The organism is Vibrio sp. KMM 9700 (assembly GCF_058545285.1).
This window is the reverse complement of record NZ_CM178589.1, coordinates 2,397,469-2,414,974: the sequence shown is the minus strand read 5'-3', so window position 1 is coordinate 2,414,974 and position 17,506 is coordinate 2,397,469. Positions and strand designations below refer to the sequence as shown.

Sequence of the window (17,506 nt, the reverse complement as noted above, 5' to 3'; positions counted from 1 at the left end):
AGCTTACCAGCCTGTGATTTCTCGCAGCGCACTGCCAATATCTGCCAAGCTCTTCACAGTTTTTACGCCTGCGGCTTCAAGCGCAGCAAATTTATCTTCAGCTGTGCCTTTCCCGCCCGAGATAATTGCGCCCGCATGGCCCATACGTTTGCCTGGAGGCGCAGTCACGCCTGCAATGTATGAAACCACTGGCTTGGTGACATTGTCTTTAATGAAAGCTGCCGCTTCTTCTTCCGCAGTGCCGCCAATCTCACCGATCATCACAATCGCTTCGGTTTCAGAATCTGCTTCAAATAGCTTTAAGATATCAATGAAGTTAGACCCAGGAATTGGATCCCCACCAATGCCGACGCAAGTCGATTGACCAAAGCCTTCATCCGTTGTTTGCTTAACGGCTTCATAAGTCAAAGTACCTGAACGTGACACGATACCAACCTTACCTTTTTTATGAATGTGGCCTGGCATAATGCCAATTTTACACTCATCAGGGGTGATAACGCCCGGACAGTTTGGACCTATCATGCGCACGCCAGATGCATCTAAGCGCTCTTTGACATCGACCAAGTCTAAGGTTGGGATGCCTTCGGTGATGGTAATAATTAGCTTAATCCCAGCATCAATCGCTTCTAGGATTGCATCTTTACAAAATGGCGCCGGTACATAAATCACAGACGCCGTTGCACCTGTGGTTTCAACCGCTTCGCGCACAGTATTAAACACAGGCAAACCTAAATGCGTGCTGCCACCTTTGCCTGGCGATACACCGCCAACCATTTGCGTGCCATATTCAAGCGCTTGCTCTGAGTGGAAAGTCCCTTGACCGCCAGTAAAACCTTGGCAAATAACCTTAGTGTTTTTATCAATTAAAATCGACATTATTTGCCCTCCGCTGCTTGTACTACTTGTTGTGCTGCATCTGTCAATGATGTTGCGGCAATAATATTTAGGCCACTTTGTGCCAATTTTTGCGAGCCTAACTCTGCATTATTCCCTTCAAGGCGTACCACAACCGGCACACTAACGCCCACTTCTTCGACAGCGCCGATGATGCCTTCAGCAATCAAATCACAACGCACGATACCACCGAAAATATTGACCAATACGGCTTTTACATTTGAGTCAGATAAGATGATTTTAAATGCTTCGGTGACGCGCTCTTTGGTTGCACCGCCGCCAACATCCAAGAAGTTTGCAGGGCTGCCGCCATGTAGGTTAACGATGTCCATCGTGCCCATCGCAAGGCCTGCGCCATTGACCATACAACCAATACTTCCATCTAGCGCAACATAGTTGAGCTCCCATTTTGCCGCGTGTGCTTCGCGCTCATCTTCTTGAGAGGCATCATGCATATCACGTAGCTTTGGTTGGCGATACATGGCATTTGAATCAATGTTGATCTTGCCATCAAGGCACAATAAATTTTCTTCTGCAGTGATCACAAGTGGGTTTATTTCAAGTAAGGCAAGGTCATAATCGACAAACATTTTGCCTAGGCCTAAGAAGATTTGGGTGAACTGTTTGATTTGCGCGCCAGTTAAACCAAGTTTAAACGCCAATTCACGGCCTTGGAATGCTTGTGGGCCAACCAGCGGATCAATTGCAGCTTTGTGGATTAGCTCAGGCGTTTCTTCAGCGACTTTTTCAATTTCAACGCCGCCTTCTGTTGACGCCATAAACACGATACGGCGCGTAGCGCGATCAACAACAGCGCCAAGATAAAGCTCGTTTTTGATATTAGAAGCTTCTTCAACAAGAATTTTAGAGACTGGCTGCCCATTGGCATCCGTTTGATATGTGACGAGGTTTTTACCTAGCCATTTTTGCGCAAAGGCTTTGGTATCGCTTTTATTGTCATGGAGTTCAACACCACCTGCTTTGCCACGCCCCCCAGCGTGAACTTGGCACTTGACCACCCACTTTGACGTCGAAAGTTTACCTGCAGCTTCTGCAGCTTCTTGTGGGGTATCACAGGCGTAGCCTTCTGGCACAGGTAGCCCATATTCTGCAAACAATTGTTTGGCTTGATATTCATGCAAATTCATTATGCGTTATCCGTAAGTTTGTCTTTTAAACTTCTCAGCCTAAATCAGGTCAAGGCCTTACACTTAAAAGATGCTATATCCATAACTCTACTGCAAAGATTGGTTTCAACGTCCAACAAATCTTAGGTTGACCTCGGATTTGAACCATTTCAACGCACATCTTAAAACCCGTATTTATCCCAAAACATTTGAAAATTAAAGGCTTTTAGGCTTGCAGTCGCTTCTCTATTTTCATTTATATCACGTTATATTGATTTATAAAATGCACCTATTGCGGAAATAACAAAATAAATACAATGAGTTACCTCGCGCTTCTCCCTTTGGTACATGGCATATCATTTAAATATGAATTCGATCGCGTTTTTTCAAACTTGCAATCTATCTATTTATTTTTCAACACCAACCTCATGTTAACAAAGTGTTAGGAGAAGTTAAATCTACATTTATGCGATCTATCGAACACTTCGAGAAGAAACCAAATCGATTTGTCTGCATCTTTAATTTTACCTTATAAATTAAAGGATTAATCGGGTTTTATTTTAGACTAGAAACAAAAAAACCAGCCTATACACTCAAATAAATGAGTAAAGACTGGTTTACAATTGAAGCTTAATTGTCAACTAAACCAAGGAAGATCAACGCCATCCCTTGGTTTAAAATGATCAAATATCAAGCAATAGGCGTGCTGGATCTTCCAGTAATTCCTTGATAGTGACCAAGAAGCCGACTGACTCACGACCATCAATTAAACGGTGATCATAAGAAAGCGCTAAATACATCATCGGCAAGATTTTTACTTCGCCATCAACCGCCATTGGACGATCTTGAATTTTGTGCATGCCTAAAATCGCCGCTTGCGGTGGGTTGATAATTGGCGTCGACATCAATGAACCGAACACACCACCATTGGTAATGGTAAAGTTACCGCCCATTAACTCTTCAACTTTCAGTTTGCCATCACGCCCTTTCACCGCTAAGTCTTTAATGCCTTGCTCGACTTGCGCAAAGCTCAAGACATCACAATCTTTTAGCACTGGCGTCACCAAACCACGTGGGGTTGATACTGCCATGCTGATATCGAAATAGTTGTGATAAACGATATCTTCGCCATCGATCGAAGCGTTGACTTCTGGGTAGCGTTTAAGCGCTTCGGTGACAGCTTTCACATAGAAAGACATAAAGCCCAGACGCACGCCGTGACGTTTTTCAAAGTCATCTTTATATTGGGCGCGCAAGTCCATGATTGGCTTCATGTTAACTTCGTTGAAGGTCGTCAACATTGCTGTTGAATTTTTCGCCTCAAGCAGACGATTCGCAACCGTTTTACGCAGACGCGTCATCGGCACACGTTTTTCACTGCGACCGGCTGCGCTTGGCATGCTAGGCGCGGCTTCTAACTCAGATTTCGCTTGGCCTGGCGCAGCGGTTTTCGCTTTTTGATCCGCAAGATATGATTCGATATCTTCACGGGTTAGACGTCCGCCAACACCTGTGCCTTTAATGTCATCAGGGTTTAAATCATGTTCTTGCAATAAGCGACGTACCGCTGGTGACTGGGCATCGTTCTCGTCATCTTTAAGCACATCTGTGCGACGTTTTTCAGGCGATGGTTCCATTTGCTCAGTCGCAGGTTTGTCTGCTGTCGGCTCACCGGCAACTGCGCCTGGTTTAAGTTTTGCAAGCAGCTGCTTACTTAAAACCGTTGCACCTTCTTCTTCAAGAATTTCTTCTAATACGCCAGACTCAGGCGCAGGCACTTCCAATACAACTTTATCTGTTTCAATATCAACAAGAACTTCATCACGTTCTACAGCATCACCTGGTTTTTTATGCCAAGTTGCAACCGTTGCATCGGCAACAGATTCTGGTAAATCAGGGACTAGTATTTCAATTGTCATCGTATTCATCCTTGTCTATTAATCTTTTTTATCAATTGTTAGTGCATCTGCAATGAGTTCATTTTGTTGTTGAATATGAACAGACATATAGCCGACAGCCGGCGATGCAGAGGCCTCGCGACCTGCATAATGTAAAATCGCACCATCTGGCAATGCATAGCGCATATTGTGCTGGCTGCTATACCAAGCGCCTTGGTTTTGTGGCTCTTCTTGACACCAGACAAAGTCTTCCACATTGGTATAAGCTTCGATGGCCTGACTCACATCCTCATATGGGAATGGGTAGAGCTGCTCAATACGAATAATTGCCACATCTTCTTGTTCATTCTTACGACGCTCAGCTAAAAGATCATAATAAACCTTACCCGAGCACATCACGACGCGACGTACTTTTGCTGGATCTAAATCATCAATTTCAGGAATCGCGGCTTGGAAAGTGCCATTCGCTAGCTCTTCCATGCTTGAAACACAAAGTGGATGACGTAAGAGTGATTTTGGCGACATCACGATCAATGGACGACGCATTGGGCGCACCACTTGGCGGCGGATCATGTGATAAACCTGGGCTGGCGTTGACGGCACCACCACTTGCATATTTTGCTCCGCGCAAAGCTGTAAGTAACGCTCTAAACGTGCAGAGGAGTGCTCAGGTCCTTGACCTTCATAGCCGTGTGGCAAGAGCATAGTTAAGCCGCATAAGCGACCCCATTTTTGCTCACCGGATGAAATGAACTGATCAATCACGACTTGCGCGCCATTAGCAAAGTCACCAAACTGGGCTTCCCAAATGGTTAAACCTGCCGGCTCTGCCGTTGCATAACCATATTCATACGCAAGTACTGCTTCTTCGGATAACACCGAATCAAAAATTTGCACAGGACCTTGTTTATCATGAATATGTGCAAGCGGCATATAAGTGCTCGCATCTTCTTGATTGTGAAGCACAGCGTGACGGTGGAAGAAGGTTCCACGTCCTGAGTCTTGGCCGGTAATACGAATGCGCTTGCCATCATCGAGCAAGGTTGCATAAGCTAAGATTTCTGCCATCCCCCAATCAAGTGGCTTCTCGCCATTAATCATGGAAATACGGTCATTATAAATCTTCGCAACACGGCTTTGCAGTTTATGGCTATCTGGGTATTGGCACACCTTCATGCCAAGCTTTTTGAGATAATCAAGCTCTATATGACAATCCCACTCTTCTTGCCAATCGTGGTTAATATAAGGAGACCAGTCAACCGAATGCATTTGCATTGGGCGCCACTCTTTAACCACGACTTCACCTTTATCGAGCGTGTCACGGTAGTCATTGACCAGCGCAGTCGCATCTTCGAGTGAAATATCACCACGCTCAACCAACACATCGGTGTAAAGTTTACGCGGCGTTGGGTGTTTCTTGATTTTTTGATACATCAAAGGCTGGGTTGCATTTGGCTCATCCGCCTCATTGTGACCATGGCGGCGATAACACACCAAGTCAATCACAACATCACGTTTAAATGTATTTCTAAAATCAAGTGCAATATGGGTAATGAAAGCCACCGCTTCTGGATCATCAGCATTGACGTGGAAAATTGGCGCCTGCACCATTTTCGCAATATCCGTACAATACATAGTTGAGCGGGTGTCTCTTGGGTTGGAGGTAGTAAAGCCGATTTGGTTATTCACCACGATGCGAATCGTACCGCCGACTTGGAAACCGCGCGTACGTGACATATTAAAAGTTTCAGCCACAACGCCTTGACCGGCAATCGCAGAGTCACCATGCACGGTAATTGGCAACACTTTCGCGCCATCTTTATCACCGAGTCGATCTTGACGCGCACGCACAGAGCCAATCACCACAGGGTTGACAATTTCTAGGTGCGATGGGTTAAACGCAAGCGCTAGGTGAACGTTGCCTTTTTCTGTGGCAAAGTCCGCAGAGAAACCTTGGTGATATTTTACATCCCCAGTGCCCCAAGTTTCATCATGCTTGCCAGCAAACTCATCAAACAAGTCTTGCGGCTTTTTACCCAGCACGTTGACGAGCATATTTAAACGCCCACGGTGCGCCATACCAATCACAACTTCGCGCATTCCTTGGCTACCCGCGCGGCGGATAAGCTCTTTGGTCATCGGGATAAGTGCATCCCCACCTTCAAGTGAGAAGCGCTTTGCTCCCGGGAATTTGGCGCCAAGATAACGCTCAAGACCTTCTGCTGCGGTGAGCTCATCAAGGAAGGTTTTCTTTTGCTCTTTCGTAAATTCGCCTTTACCAATCACAGATTCTAAACGATCTTGAATCCAACGTTTTTGTTCTGTATTGGTAATATGCATATATTCTGCGCCAATCGAGCCGCAGTAAATTTGATTAAGCGCTGCATAAATATCTTTAAGCGCCATGGTTTCGCGGCCGACAGCAAATGAACCGACATTGAACTCTGATTCCATATCATCTTGAGTCAGGTTATGGAATGCAGGGTCAAGCTCTGCCACTGGGTCACGTTGCCAAATGCCTAAAGGATCAAGGTTTGCAGCCTGATGCCCGCGAAAACGGTACGCATTGATAAGCTGTAGAACTTTAACTTGCTTCGCGTCTACTTCTGGATCTGTTACTTGGCCGGCACATTTTGGCGTTTCTTTAGCTAAACTGCGAAAGTAATCGCGAACGCGTGAGTGAGGCTGTTCTGGCGCATCAGATGATGGCGCAGGCAAGCTTTCAAACACAGTTTTCCATTCGCCACTGACGCTGTCTGGATCACTAAGAAATGCTTCGTAGAGTTCTTCTACATACGTGGCATTAGCGCCAGCTAAGTGGGAAGACTCAATCCATGCCTTCATCGCACTATTATGCATATATCCCCTTAACCTTTTTGGATTCAATCGTATTAGAGTGGATTTCATTTAGGTGCTTCCTAGCTTAACTGAAATCCACTATGTAAAATACCTTAATTTACTTAACATTCAATGAGTAAGATTAAGACACACTAAACCGAACGGCTCACCAACATCTTACGAATTTTCCCGATCGCTTTGGTTGGATTTAAGCCCTTAGGACACACACTGACACAGTTCATAATACTGTGGCAACGGAAGACACTAAAGGCATCATCAAGCTCAGACAAACGTTCGTCAGTTGCAGTATCACGGCTATCAATTAACCAGCGATAGGCAGCGAGCAAACCTGCTGGGCCGATAAACTTATCTGGGTTCCACCAAAAAGATGGACATGAGGTGCTACAACATGCACATAAAATACAGTCATACAGACCATCAAGATGCGCACGCTCCTCTGGTGACTGCAAGTGCTCACGGCTCGGTGGCAATTCACCATCTGAAATCAGATAAGGTTTGACTCTAGCATAATTATCATAAAACTGTGACATATCAATAATTAAGTCACGAATAACTGGCAAACCCGGCAGTGGTCGAACCACGATCTTACCTTTGCCTGCAAGCGCAGACACTGGCGTGATACAGGCGAGGCCATTTTTACCATTCATGTTCATGCCATCAGAGCCGCACACCCCTTCACGGCACGAACGTCGAAATGAAAGACTTGGATCTTGCTCTTTAAGCAAAATCAGTGCATCCAGCATCATCATATCTGAGCCTTCATCCACTTCTAGCTCATAGTCTTTCATATAAGGTTTAGTATCCACATCTGGATTATAACGATAGATAGAAAAATTTAATTTCATCGCTCAATCCTCCTAGTAAGTACGTGCTTTTGGTGGGAATGCTTCACGCAGAGTTGGCTGCATGTTCACATCACGTTTGCTCATGTCTTCTGTCTCAGGATTATAAATCGAGTGACATAGCCATTTCTCATCGTCACGATCTGGGAAGTCAAAGCGAGAGTGCGCGCCACGACTTTCGGTGCGATAATTTGCTGCTACCGCTGTCGCAAACGCAGTTTCCATCAAGTTATCTAGCTCTAAACATTCGACACGTTGGGTATTAAACTCAGTCGATTTATCCGCCAAGTGTGCATCTTGCAAACGCTCACGAATTTCTTTGAGCTCTTCAAGGCCAGACGCCATCGCATCCCCTTCACGGAAGACCGAGAAGTTACGCTGCATGCAGTTTTGCAGATCTTTACGGATTTGGAATGGATCTTCACCGCCTTTGCTGTTTTCCCAACGCATGCTACGTGCAAGAGAAGCTTCAATATCAGACTCAGTTGCCGCGCGTGCTTCACTTTGCGCGGCCAAGGTTTCACCAAGGTGCAGACCGGTTGAGCGACCAAAGACCACTAAATCAAGCAAGGAGTTACCACCTAAGCGGTTTGCGCCATGCACAGATACAGAGGCAATTTCACCGCAAGCATATAAGCCTTGGACTTCGACATCTTGACCTTGAGCATCTTGTTTAATCGCTTGACCTGACACCTGAGTTGGCACGCCACCCATCATGTAGTGACAGGTTGGAATCACAGGAATCGGCTCTTTCACCGGATCCACGTGCGCAAAGGTGCGCGAGAGTTCCAAAATGCCCGGCAAGCGTGCATCGAGTACATCTTTGCCTAAGTGGTCCAGTTTAAGTTTAAGGTGCGGGCCCCAAGGACCATCACAGCCGCGGCCTTCACGGATCTCAATCATCATTGAGCGCGCGACCACATCACGGCTAGCCAAATCTTTCGCATTTGGTGCATAACGCTCCATGAAGCGTTCGCCATCATTATTAAGAAGATAACCACCTTCACCACGACACCCTTCGGTCACCAATACACCTGCGCCAGCAATGCCTGTTGGGTGGAACTGCCACATTTCCATATCTTGCATCGGCACGCCAGCGCGCAATGCCATGCCTACGCCATCACCGGTATTAATGTGTGCATTCGTGGTCGATTGATAAATGCGCCCTGCGCCACCGGTAGCCAGTACGGTAGCTTTGGATTTGAAGTAACACACCTCACCGCTTTCCATGCTAATTGCGGTGCAGCCAAGAATTGCGCCATCTTGGTTTTTAACTAAATCAAGTGCATACCACTCAGAGAAAATCGTCGTTTTATGTTTAATATTTTGCTGATATAAAGTATGCAATAACGCATGCCCGGTGCGGTCAGCCGCCGCCGCAGTACGCGCTGCTTGCTCACCACCAAAATCACGTGATTGACCACCAAATGGACGTTGATAAATGGTGCCATCATCAAAACGAGAAAATGGCAGACCCATGCGCTCAAGCTCAAGAACTGATTCTGGGCCATTTTTACACATATATTCAATGGCGTTTTGATCACCAATATAATCTGAGCCCTTGACTGTGTCATACATGTGCCACTGCCAGTTATCTTCGTGGGAGTTGCCAAGTGCAACCGTGATCCCACCTTGTGCGGAGACCGTATGTGAACGGGTTGGAAAAACTTTAGATAGCAAAGCACAAGATAGGCCTTGCTCTGAGATTTGTAGTGCAGCACGCATGCCAGCACCACCTGCGCCAATTACGACAGCATCAAATTCACGAACTGGAATACTCACTTACACACCCCACAAAATAAAAAAGCCAGAAAACAAATAGCTTACCAAAGCCACAATCACGATAAGTTGCAGTATCGCGCGCAGCATAGGTGGTTTGACATAGTCGGTTAAGACTTGCCACAGACCAATCCAGGCATGCACAAGCACACTTAAAAGTGCCAGCATAGTGAAGACTTTGGTAAACGTTCCGCCAAAGAAAGAGGCCCAAGTTGCAAAATCAATCTCGCCGCTAAACGCGAAAAAACCGATTAGGTAGATAGTGTATAAGAGAAGAATTGTGCCTGTTGCACGTAACAGAACCCAATCTTGAACCCCATTACGACCAACGGATGTGATGTGTTTTACCATACTAAAATCCCCGCAAGTAGTGAGAGAACAACAGTTGCAATCATGGCAGCTTTGGCTGTCATCGCACCTTGCTCAAGGCTTTCATAGCGCCCCGTATCCATCACCATATGACGCAAACCGCCACAAATGTGATAAGATAGAGCGGTAAGGATGCCCCACAAGATGAATTTTACAAAGAAACCATCAACAAGTTCTTTAGCTGATTCAAACCCTGCCGGCGACGACAAGGATGAAGATAAAAGCCAAAGTAAAATGCCAACAGCGACGAACATGATCACACCTGAGATGCGGTGTAAGATGGATGCAATTGATGCAATAGGAAATTGTATCGTTTGCAAATCAAGATTGACTGGTCTAGATTTTTTTTCTTTCACGACTGCTCACCTAAGCTCCATGATAAGAGCAATTATTGTTATAAACATACAACTTAAGCCAAACACCAAGTCTTGCAGCAAGCTACAAGCTATCCATTTGTTTGTACTTATTTTGCGTCCTTACCTTTTTATCACTTACTCAACCAAAATACTCAACAAAATATTAACTTAACTTTGCTCTTGTTAACGAAATTTGTATTTTTGCTATCTTGCTCGCAAATTTTATGTGACAAAAGACCCAATAAAAACTGCAACTAATTCTTGAAAAACAAAGTGTTTATCTAAGGTTAAGTGCTAGCCTACCTCTCAAAATTGATAAATACAAAATTGGGTTTTATTTTTGATACGAAGTACAAATTTTTAACTTTTTAGGTATAAAAATTAGAAACTAGGCCGCACAAATCAATCTATTGATTGACTTTCAAGCAGTGCATCAGTTACAAAAGTAGTTATATTTATATTCAAAACATAAGAATATGAGTCTGGAAAGGAATAAATAAAACAAGGAGAACATCATGACACAAAAGAAAGCAGTGCTTCAAATTGAAGGTTTAACGCCTATTGATTTGCCAATTTTAAGCGGCACTGAAGGCGCTGATGTTTTGGATGTACGCAAATTAGGCGCAAGTGGTTACTTCACGTTTGATCCTGGTTTTCTTGCAACTGCCTCATGTGAATCACAAATTACTTTTATTGATGGGGATAAAGGTATTTTGCTACATCGTGGCTATCCAATTGACGAGCTTGCTAACAATGCTGATTATCTAGAAGTCTGCTATATCTTGCTTTATGGCGAAGCACCTACAAAAGAAGCATATAATGAATTTAAAAGAGTTGTCTCTCAGCACACCATGGTGCATGAGCAAATCTCAAGCTTCTTCCATGGTTTCCGTCGTGATGCTCACCCTATGGCAGTCATGTGCGGCGTGGTCGGTGCATTGGCAGCGTTCTACCATGATTCATTGGATATCAATAACGAAGAGCACCGTAAAATCACCGCTTTCCGCTTGTTATCAAAAATGCCAACACTGGCTGCAATGTGTTATAAATACTCGATTGGTCAACCGTTTATCTATCCACGCAATGATTTAAACTATGCTGAAAACTTCCTTCATATGATGTTTGCCAACCCATGTGAAGAATATGTGGTCAGCCCTGTGCTTGCGCGTGCAATGGATAAAATCTTTACCCTTCATGCCGATCACGAACAAAACGCGTCCACTTCAACCGTGCGTCTAGCCGGCTCTTCAGGTGCGAACCCATTCGCTTGTATCGCTGCAGGTATTGCATCACTTTGGGGCCCTGCCCACGGCGGCGCAAACGAAGCCTGTTTGAAGATGCTAGAAGAGATTGGCAGCGTAGATAAAATCCCTGAGTACATCGAAAGAGCCAAAGATAAAGATGATCCATTCCGTTTGATGGGCTTTGGTCACCGCGTATACAAAAACTTTGACCCACGTGCAAAAGTCATGCGTGAAGCATGCCACCAAGTACTGACAGAGCTTAAACGCGAAGATCCTCTTTTGGATGTTGCGATGGAATTAGAACGCATTGCATTGTCTGACCCTTACTTTGTGGAGAAAAAACTATACCCTAATGTAGACTTCTACTCAGGTATTATCCTCAAAGCGATCGGTATCCCAGTGTCGATGTTTACGGTAATTTTTGCCCTTTCTCGTACAGTCGGCTGGATTGCCCACTGGAATGAAATGCATGATGATCCAAGTAACCGTATCGGTCGTCCGCGTCAGCTTTATACTGGCTTATCACAGCGTAAATTTACGCCGATCAACGAGCGTGACTAATTGATTTTTAATTAAGTTTATAGTGAATGAAATCCCCCAAATTGAGCATTCGATTTGGGGGATTTTTCTATTTTTAGACTCGGTTTAGATGACGCTTATGATGCAGCCTTCGAGTGAAGTTTAGTGCGAGAATATAAACGATACCAAACGGCTAAAATCAGGCAACCAAATGCAGGAATAAGTAAGGCTTGACTATGTAATATTTGGAACAAAAATGCTCCAAAACCAGCGCCTAAAATAAAGCCAGATAAAATAAAACTAAATAATATTAGCTTTTTATAATCAAAAGCTTGCCCACGAAATGCCTGCCCAAGCATCAAGCCTAAATCCGTCACAATTCCAGTTAAGTGAGTGGTGCGCACGACAGCCCCACTGTAGGTCGTTGCCATAGCATTTTGAAGACCACACGCCATTGATGCAGCCAAGTGCCCATAAAAACTATTTTGAGATAAAAAATAGCAGCTTAAACAAAGAAGTAGCGATTCTAAAATTAAGACTAAATCATAGTAATGCCCTAGCTTGAGTTGACCGTGATGTAAAATCATTCCAGACAGGCATGCACCGATAAAAAACGCAACTAAAATGCCAACAAGGTGCAGGCTATTAAGCTCGGTTGTGACCAAAGAGCTGCCAAGTAAGGTGGCAGTGCCTGAGATATGAGAAACGGCTTGGTGCTCAAAGCTAAGCAGTCCAATCGCATTAATGCTGCCAGCAATCAAGGCAAGGATAAAAGCGCCATATTTTACCCAAGGTGGGAGTTTGCGGATCAAGGGGGCTCCAAATAAAATACCCATCCTAGTCAAAGCTGCAACTTCAACTATTTTGGGTATTTTAGTTCAAAAAGTAAGGATTATATGAAATTTGGATGTTAAACAGGGTTATCTATATCAATAAATTCCACATCTAAGTCAAATTCTTTCGCTAAATACTCACCTAATGCCTTGACGCCATAACGCTCGGTCGCATGATGGCCGGCGCTGAAATAATGGATCCCAATTTCACGCGCAGTATAAGTTGTGCGCTCTGAAATTTCACCTGAAATAAAGGCATCAAAGCCTTGGCTTGCAGCCAGTTCAATGAAATCTTGACCGCCACCTGTGCACCATGCAATGCGGCGAATCGGCTGGCTGGCTTTTGCTTCATCCGATGGCGCAATATGTAGCGGCTTACGCGCGAGCACCTGCTCAATCTTATTTGTTAACTCATCCGCTTGCATTGGCGTATTGAGCTCACCATAAATCGCCACAGATTGCGCATGCCCTTCCAGACCGCCTTGCACCTTGATATCAAGTAAACTTGCAAGCTGCGCGTTATTACCCAATGTTGGATGAATATCAAGCGGTAAGTGATAGGCATACAAGTTAATATCATTTTGAATCAACGCCTTGATGCGCTTGCCTTTCATCCCGCGAATGGATTCGGCTTCACCTTTCCAAAAATAGCCATGATGAACCAAAATTGCATCCGCTTGCTTGGCAATGGCTGCATCAATTAAGGCTTGGGATGCGGTCACGCCTGTGATGATTTTTGTCACCTCAGGCTTGCCTTCTACTTGCAGGCCATTTGGACAATAGTCTTTAATTTGCTCAGGCTGTAGAATTTGATTGAGTAGCTGCTCAAGCGCGATATTATTCTTCATCATACCCCTTCTCTTGATTCTCTTGTTCTTGTTGCAGACGTTTGTGCTTTGGCACATAGTTTAAAATTGAAATTGGCACTGGCTTGCGTGGCACAAAACCTTCAATTTCGCGGCGCTCTAAAAGATGGCCCAAACGGCTTTCAATCATGCATAAGTTTTTAAAATTATCTTTTGATACGAGTGCAACCGCTTCACCTTGTGCATCGGCGCGACCTGTACGGCCAATACGGTGGACATATTCATCGGCAGGATAAGGCAAGTCATAGTTAATCACGCACGGAAGGCCATCAATATCAAGGCCACGCGCCGCCACGCCAGTTGCGACCAAGTATTGGATTTTGCCTTCTTTAAAGTCTGATAATAATTGCTGGCGCACCGCTTGGCTGCGACCACTGTGAAAACCTTCTGCTTTAATCCCGCGTTTTTCAAGTTGGGTGACAAGTTTGGCTGCGCCATGCTTGGTTTCGATAAAAATCAGCGCTTGCGCCCAATCATGGGTTTGAAGTAAATGACTTAGCAGTGATGATTTCATATCTTTATCGACGGTCACAATCCACTGCTTAATATTTGATTTTGACGCACTGTGCTTGGCAATCGAGATCTCAAATGCATCTTCCACCGCGCTACGCGCCAGATCGCGCACAGGGTTAGACAGAGTTGCAGAGAAAAGCAGCGATTGCAGATCATCTTCAGGCAGGCGCGATAAAATCTTATTAATATCTTCAATAAAGCCCATATCTAACATGCGATCAGCTTCATCAAGCACCAGCATTTGCACTTCTTCAAAGTGAATCGCTTTTTGAGTGCACAAATCAAGCAAACGTCCCGGCGTTGCCACCAAGATATCAGTGCCATCAATCAAGGCTTGCTTTTGCGGTTTATCATCCACCCCGCCATAGACGGCAAAACTTTTAAGATCAGTAAATTGACCATAAGTTTGAATGCTTTGGTTAACCTGAATGGCAAGTTCGCGCGTTGGGACTAAAATCAGCGCGCGGATACGTTTTTTGCGCTGAGTTTCACCTTTGGATAAGATCTCAAGCATAGGCAAGACATAGCTTGCGGTTTTACCTGTACCGGTTTGGGACGCCGCAATCAGATTCTCACCCTTTAAGATCACAGGGATAGCTTTATTTTGAATTGTGGTTGGCTTGGTGTAACCTTGAGCTTCAATCGCTTGAAGGATAGACGGCGATAACGCGAATTTAGAAAATGACATTCAGACTCTATTTTATGTGATGGAAATACTGCGCCTAGTTTAGCGGTTTTCCGGTTATTTCCCAAGCTTAATCACACTGACAAGAAATTATCACACAGGTAATGCATTTATGGACGATAAAGCGCAGATCATGCAACTGACAACTTGGGTCACCCATGCGCAAAGCTTAATCGGTGAGCCAATCCCCTTTGATCAAAGCTACCCCGTGGCTTACCTACCATACGCTGGCAATTCACGGCTTGGCTTTTATTATCAACATGCGTGCATGAGCCATTTTGCGTCCCATCCTAACTATCAAATTAAAGCCAGTGAAATTCAGGTGTTTGAATATAATGAAGCGCTCAAGCAAAACAAAACCTTAGGCGAAATTGATTTCTTAATTCAAAATCAAGACTCTCAAGAGCTTGAACATTGGGAAGTTGCGGTAAAGTTTTATTTACTCGATCAAGGGCTTTGGTATGGCCCAAATCGCGGTGATAGGTTGGATCTAAAACTAGCCCATATGCTTGAGCATCAATTAAAAATGAGCCAAACAGCGGCCTTTAAAGCTCAATACCCAGAATATGCGAATACCCAAATAGTGCCTAAGCTTTTACTCCAAGGGCGTTTATATACCAATCCATTTTTAGACCAAGACATTCCTCAAACCTGCTTAGGTTACCCATTAAATCAAGCGCAGATATGCGGCCATTGGTGTTATCACAGCCAAATGAATTTACTTGCCAGTGATTTGGGCTTAGTGGCATTTTGGCCGATTCATAAGGTCGAATGGCTATATGGAAAAGAGACTTGTAAACCTGAAGATGGATTTAACATTGAAGAAATAAAGGCAAAATTTTTTAGCCCAACACCAGCGCCTTGTCTAACGCAGCAAAACGGCGCTCAGAAAAACGACACTCAGCAAGCAAAAACTAACCGAGCCAAATACAACAAAACCCGCCCCCTTCATTGTTTAGATGAAAACGGCGAGTTTTGGTTTATCGTGCCAAATGATTGGGCTTAGCAGCCTGCTGCTGCAAACACATCATCGACAATTTTTTGCGCTTCTTGCTCGATACGTTTTAAGTGCTCGGCGCCTTTAAAGCTCTCGCAATAGATTTTGTAAATCTCTTCAGTGCCCGATGGACGCGCGGCAAACCAGCCAAACTCAGTGGTCACTTTTAAGCCGCCAATCGCCGCATCATTACCTGGCGCATGAGTTAAGCGCGCAGTAATCGGATCACCTGCCAGCTCAGTCGCCGTTACCATTTCAGCCGACAGATTGCTTAATACAGATTTTTGCTCTGCATTAGCAACCGCTTGCAAACGGTTATACGCAGACTCACCGTGCTGGCTGGCAAGTTTTTCATAATACTCTTGCGGATTCATACCTGTGACAGCTGTAATTTCTGCTGCGAGCAAGCATAAGATAATCCCATCTTTATCTGTTGACCAAGGCGTGCCGTCAAAGCGAAGGAAAGATGCACCTGCGCTCTCTTCACCGCCAAAACCAAAGCTGCCGTCATACAAGCCATCAACAAACCATTTAAAACCAACTGGCACTTCACAAAGCGTACGACCTAAATCAGCCACAACTTTGTCGATTAATGCACTCGAAACCAAAGTTTTACCCACTGCTACTTCAGGTTTCCATTGTGGACGGTGGCGGAATAAATAATCAATACAAACAGCAAGATAATGGTTTGGATTCATCAAGCCTTTTGGCGTCACAATGCCGTGGCGATCATAATCCGGATCATTACCAAAGGCTAAGTCATAATCATCTTTTAGTGCGAGTAGACCTGACATTGCATAAGGAGATGAGCAGTCCATACGGATCACGCCATCTTTATCAAGGCTCATGAAAGCAAATGATGGGTCAACAGCTTCTGAAACCAATTCAATGTTAAGATCAAAATGCTTGGCAATACGGCGCCAATATTCAATCCCTGCACCGCCGAGTGGATCAACACCAATTTTTAGATTCGCTTTTTGAATCGCTTCAATGTCAATCACATTAACCAAATCTTCAACATACGGCTGTACCAGATCTTTGGCATTCAGTTTGGCTTCAACATCTTTTAAGCTGGCACGTTTCACACCTTCAAGATTGTTCGCAAGGTAAGCATTGGCTGCATTTTCAACGCGCTTGGTAATTTCAGCTTCAGCAGGACCGCCATGCGCAGGATTATATTTGATCCCGCCATCTTGCGGTGGGTTGTGCGATGGGGTGATAACAATCCCATCTGCTTTGTCTGCATGCTTTTGATTGTAAGTTAAAATGGCATGTGAAATACCCGGTGTTGGAGTATAGCCTTGCTCTGCTTGAACAATCACTTCAATATCATTGGCAACTAAAACTTCAACCACACTACGTAGCGCAGGCTCCGACAATGCGTGCGTATCTTTACCGACAAATAAAGGGCCAGTCAAGCCTGCTTGCTTACGCTCATCCACAACGGCTTGCGCAATCGCTAAGATATGATATTCGTTAAAACTTGCTTTACTTGAGGTGCCGCGGTGACCGGAAGTGCCAAATTGGACACGGTTTGCTGGGATATCTGTTTGAGGGGTGATTTGATAATAGTCACTAACAAGTGCTGGAATGCTGATCAGATCACTTGCAATCGCTTGTGTACCTGCTCTTGGATGAACGGCCATTTAGTTGTCCTTTTCAATTTAAATAATAAAACCACAAGTAAATTACTCCACTTGTGGCTTATGATTCAATGGCTTTGGA

At 44.6% G+C, this 17,506-nt stretch carries 14 protein-coding genes; 2 read left to right on the top strand and 12 right to left on the bottom strand.

The features are described 5' to 3' along the window. Positions 1-3: 3 nt before the first annotated feature. From sucD to sdhC, 8 genes are all read right to left on the bottom strand, one after another. On the bottom strand, positions 4-876 hold the full coding sequence (gene sucD, locus AC2VOY_RS10735; protein ID WP_491831349.1) for a succinate--CoA ligase subunit alpha: 873 nt from the start codon (positions 874-876) through the stop codon (positions 4-6). Then, a complete protein-coding gene (sucC, locus tag AC2VOY_RS10730) occupies positions 876-2,042 on the bottom strand; it encodes an ADP-forming succinate--CoA ligase subunit beta (protein ID WP_491831348.1) in 1,167 nt (388 codons plus the stop codon). The genes sucD and sucC overlap by 1 nt, the downstream gene beginning before the upstream one ends. 662 nt (positions 2,043-2,704) lie before the next feature. After that, on the bottom strand, positions 2,705-3,940 hold the full coding sequence (gene odhB / locus AC2VOY_RS10725; RefSeq protein WP_491831347.1) for a 2-oxoglutarate dehydrogenase complex dihydrolipoyllysine-residue succinyltransferase: 1,236 nt from the start codon (positions 3,938-3,940) through the stop codon (positions 2,705-2,707). Positions 3,941-3,958: 18 nt separating this feature from the next. Then, positions 3,959-6,778 carry a 2-oxoglutarate dehydrogenase E1 component gene (gene sucA, locus AC2VOY_RS10720; protein WP_491831346.1) on the bottom strand — a complete coding sequence of 940 codons (2,820 nt, stop codon included), beginning with the start codon at positions 6,776-6,778 and terminating at the stop codon, positions 3,959-3,961. Between the two features lie 131 nt (positions 6,779-6,909). Next, positions 6,910-7,623 (bottom strand): succinate dehydrogenase iron-sulfur subunit, encoded by a 714-nt coding sequence (locus AC2VOY_RS10715; RefSeq protein ID WP_491831344.1) that lies wholly within the window; start codon positions 7,621-7,623, stop codon positions 6,910-6,912. Between the two features lie 12 nt (positions 7,624-7,635). After that, complete coding sequence (gene sdhA / locus AC2VOY_RS10710; RefSeq protein WP_491831343.1) at positions 7,636-9,402, bottom strand: succinate dehydrogenase flavoprotein subunit; 1,767 nt, start codon at positions 9,400-9,402, stop codon at positions 7,636-7,638. Then, on the bottom strand, positions 9,403-9,750 hold the full coding sequence (gene sdhD, locus AC2VOY_RS10705; RefSeq protein WP_491831342.1) for a succinate dehydrogenase, hydrophobic membrane anchor protein: 348 nt from the start codon (positions 9,748-9,750) through the stop codon (positions 9,403-9,405). Next, positions 9,744-10,124 (bottom strand): succinate dehydrogenase cytochrome b556 subunit, encoded by a 381-nt coding sequence (gene sdhC, locus AC2VOY_RS10700; protein WP_491831341.1) that lies wholly within the window; start codon positions 10,122-10,124, stop codon positions 9,744-9,746. Before sdhC ends, sdhD begins: the two co-directional genes overlap by 7 nt. Positions 10,125-10,639: 515 nt before the next feature. Here sdhC and AC2VOY_RS10695 point away from each other — a divergent pair. Continuing rightward, positions 10,640-11,929: a citrate synthase gene (locus AC2VOY_RS10695; protein WP_491831340.1), complete on the top strand. Its 1,290-nt coding sequence runs from the start codon at positions 10,640-10,642 to the stop codon at positions 11,927-11,929. Between the two features lie 95 nt (positions 11,930-12,024). Here AC2VOY_RS10695 and AC2VOY_RS10690 read toward each other — a convergent pair whose 3' ends face one another. The 3 genes from AC2VOY_RS10690 to AC2VOY_RS10680 form a co-directional block, all read right to left on the bottom strand. Next, the gene (locus AC2VOY_RS10690) at positions 12,025-12,699 is read right to left on the bottom strand and encodes a YoaK family protein (RefSeq protein ID WP_491831339.1); all 675 of its coding nucleotides are present in this window, start codon (positions 12,697-12,699) and stop codon (positions 12,025-12,027) included. Positions 12,700-12,797: 98 nt separating this feature from the next. Beyond that, positions 12,798-13,568 carry a Nif3-like dinuclear metal center hexameric protein gene (locus AC2VOY_RS10685; protein WP_491833079.1) on the bottom strand — a complete coding sequence of 257 codons (771 nt, stop codon included), beginning with the start codon at positions 13,566-13,568 and terminating at the stop codon, positions 12,798-12,800. Continuing rightward, positions 13,558-14,787 (bottom strand): DEAD/DEAH box helicase, encoded by a 1,230-nt coding sequence (locus tag AC2VOY_RS10680; protein ID WP_491831338.1) that lies wholly within the window; start codon positions 14,785-14,787, stop codon positions 13,558-13,560. The genes AC2VOY_RS10685 and AC2VOY_RS10680 overlap by 11 nt, the downstream gene beginning before the upstream one ends. Positions 14,788-14,896: 109 nt before the next feature. Between AC2VOY_RS10680 and AC2VOY_RS10675 the strand changes: the two genes are divergently transcribed. Beyond that, the gene (locus tag AC2VOY_RS10675; protein WP_491831336.1) at positions 14,897-15,790 is read left to right on the top strand and encodes a DUF1853 family protein; all 894 of its coding nucleotides are present in this window, start codon (positions 14,897-14,899) and stop codon (positions 15,788-15,790) included. Here AC2VOY_RS10675 and pgm read toward each other — a convergent pair. After that, complete coding sequence (pgm, locus tag AC2VOY_RS10670) at positions 15,787-17,427, bottom strand: phosphoglucomutase (alpha-D-glucose-1,6-bisphosphate-dependent) (protein ID WP_491831334.1); 1,641 nt, start codon at positions 17,425-17,427, stop codon at positions 15,787-15,789. The genes AC2VOY_RS10675 and pgm overlap by 4 nt on opposite strands. Positions 17,428-17,506 lie beyond the last annotated feature (79 nt).

What these genes read in the sequence shown, in the direction of transcription:
- sucD (WP_491831349.1), bottom strand. Translation starts at nt 876, where the DNA reads ATGTCGATTTTAATTGATAAAAACACTAAGGTTATTTGCCAAGGTTTT.
- sucC (WP_491831348.1), bottom strand. Translation starts at nt 2,042, where the DNA reads ATGAATTTGCATGAATATCAAGCCAAACAATTGTTTGCAGAATATGGG.
- odhB (WP_491831347.1), bottom strand. Translation starts at nt 3,940, where the DNA reads ATGACAATTGAAATACTAGTCCCTGATTTACCAGAATCTGTTGCCGAT.
- sucA (WP_491831346.1), bottom strand. Translation starts at nt 6,778, where the DNA reads ATGCATAATAGTGCGATGAAGGCATGGATTGAGTCTTCCCACTTAGCT.
- AC2VOY_RS10715 (WP_491831344.1), bottom strand. Translation starts at nt 7,623, where the DNA reads ATGAAATTAAATTTTTCTATCTATCGTTATAATCCAGATGTGGATACT.
- sdhD (WP_491831342.1), bottom strand. Translation starts at nt 9,750, where the DNA reads ATGGTAAAACACATCACATCCGTTGGTCGTAATGGGGTTCAAGATTGG.
- AC2VOY_RS10695 (WP_491831340.1), top strand. Translation starts at nt 10,640, where the DNA reads ATGACACAAAAGAAAGCAGTGCTTCAAATTGAAGGTTTAACGCCTATT.
- AC2VOY_RS10685 (WP_491833079.1), bottom strand. Translation starts at nt 13,568, where the DNA reads ATGAAGAATAATATCGCGCTTGAGCAGCTACTCAATCAAATTCTACAG.
- AC2VOY_RS10680 (WP_491831338.1), bottom strand. Translation starts at nt 14,787, where the DNA reads ATGTCATTTTCTAAATTCGCGTTATCGCCGTCTATCCTTCAAGCGATT.
- AC2VOY_RS10675 (WP_491831336.1), top strand. Translation starts at nt 14,897, where the DNA reads ATGGACGATAAAGCGCAGATCATGCAACTGACAACTTGGGTCACCCAT.
- pgm (WP_491831334.1), bottom strand. Translation starts at nt 17,427, where the DNA reads ATGGCCGTTCATCCAAGAGCAGGTACACAAGCGATTGCAAGTGATCTG.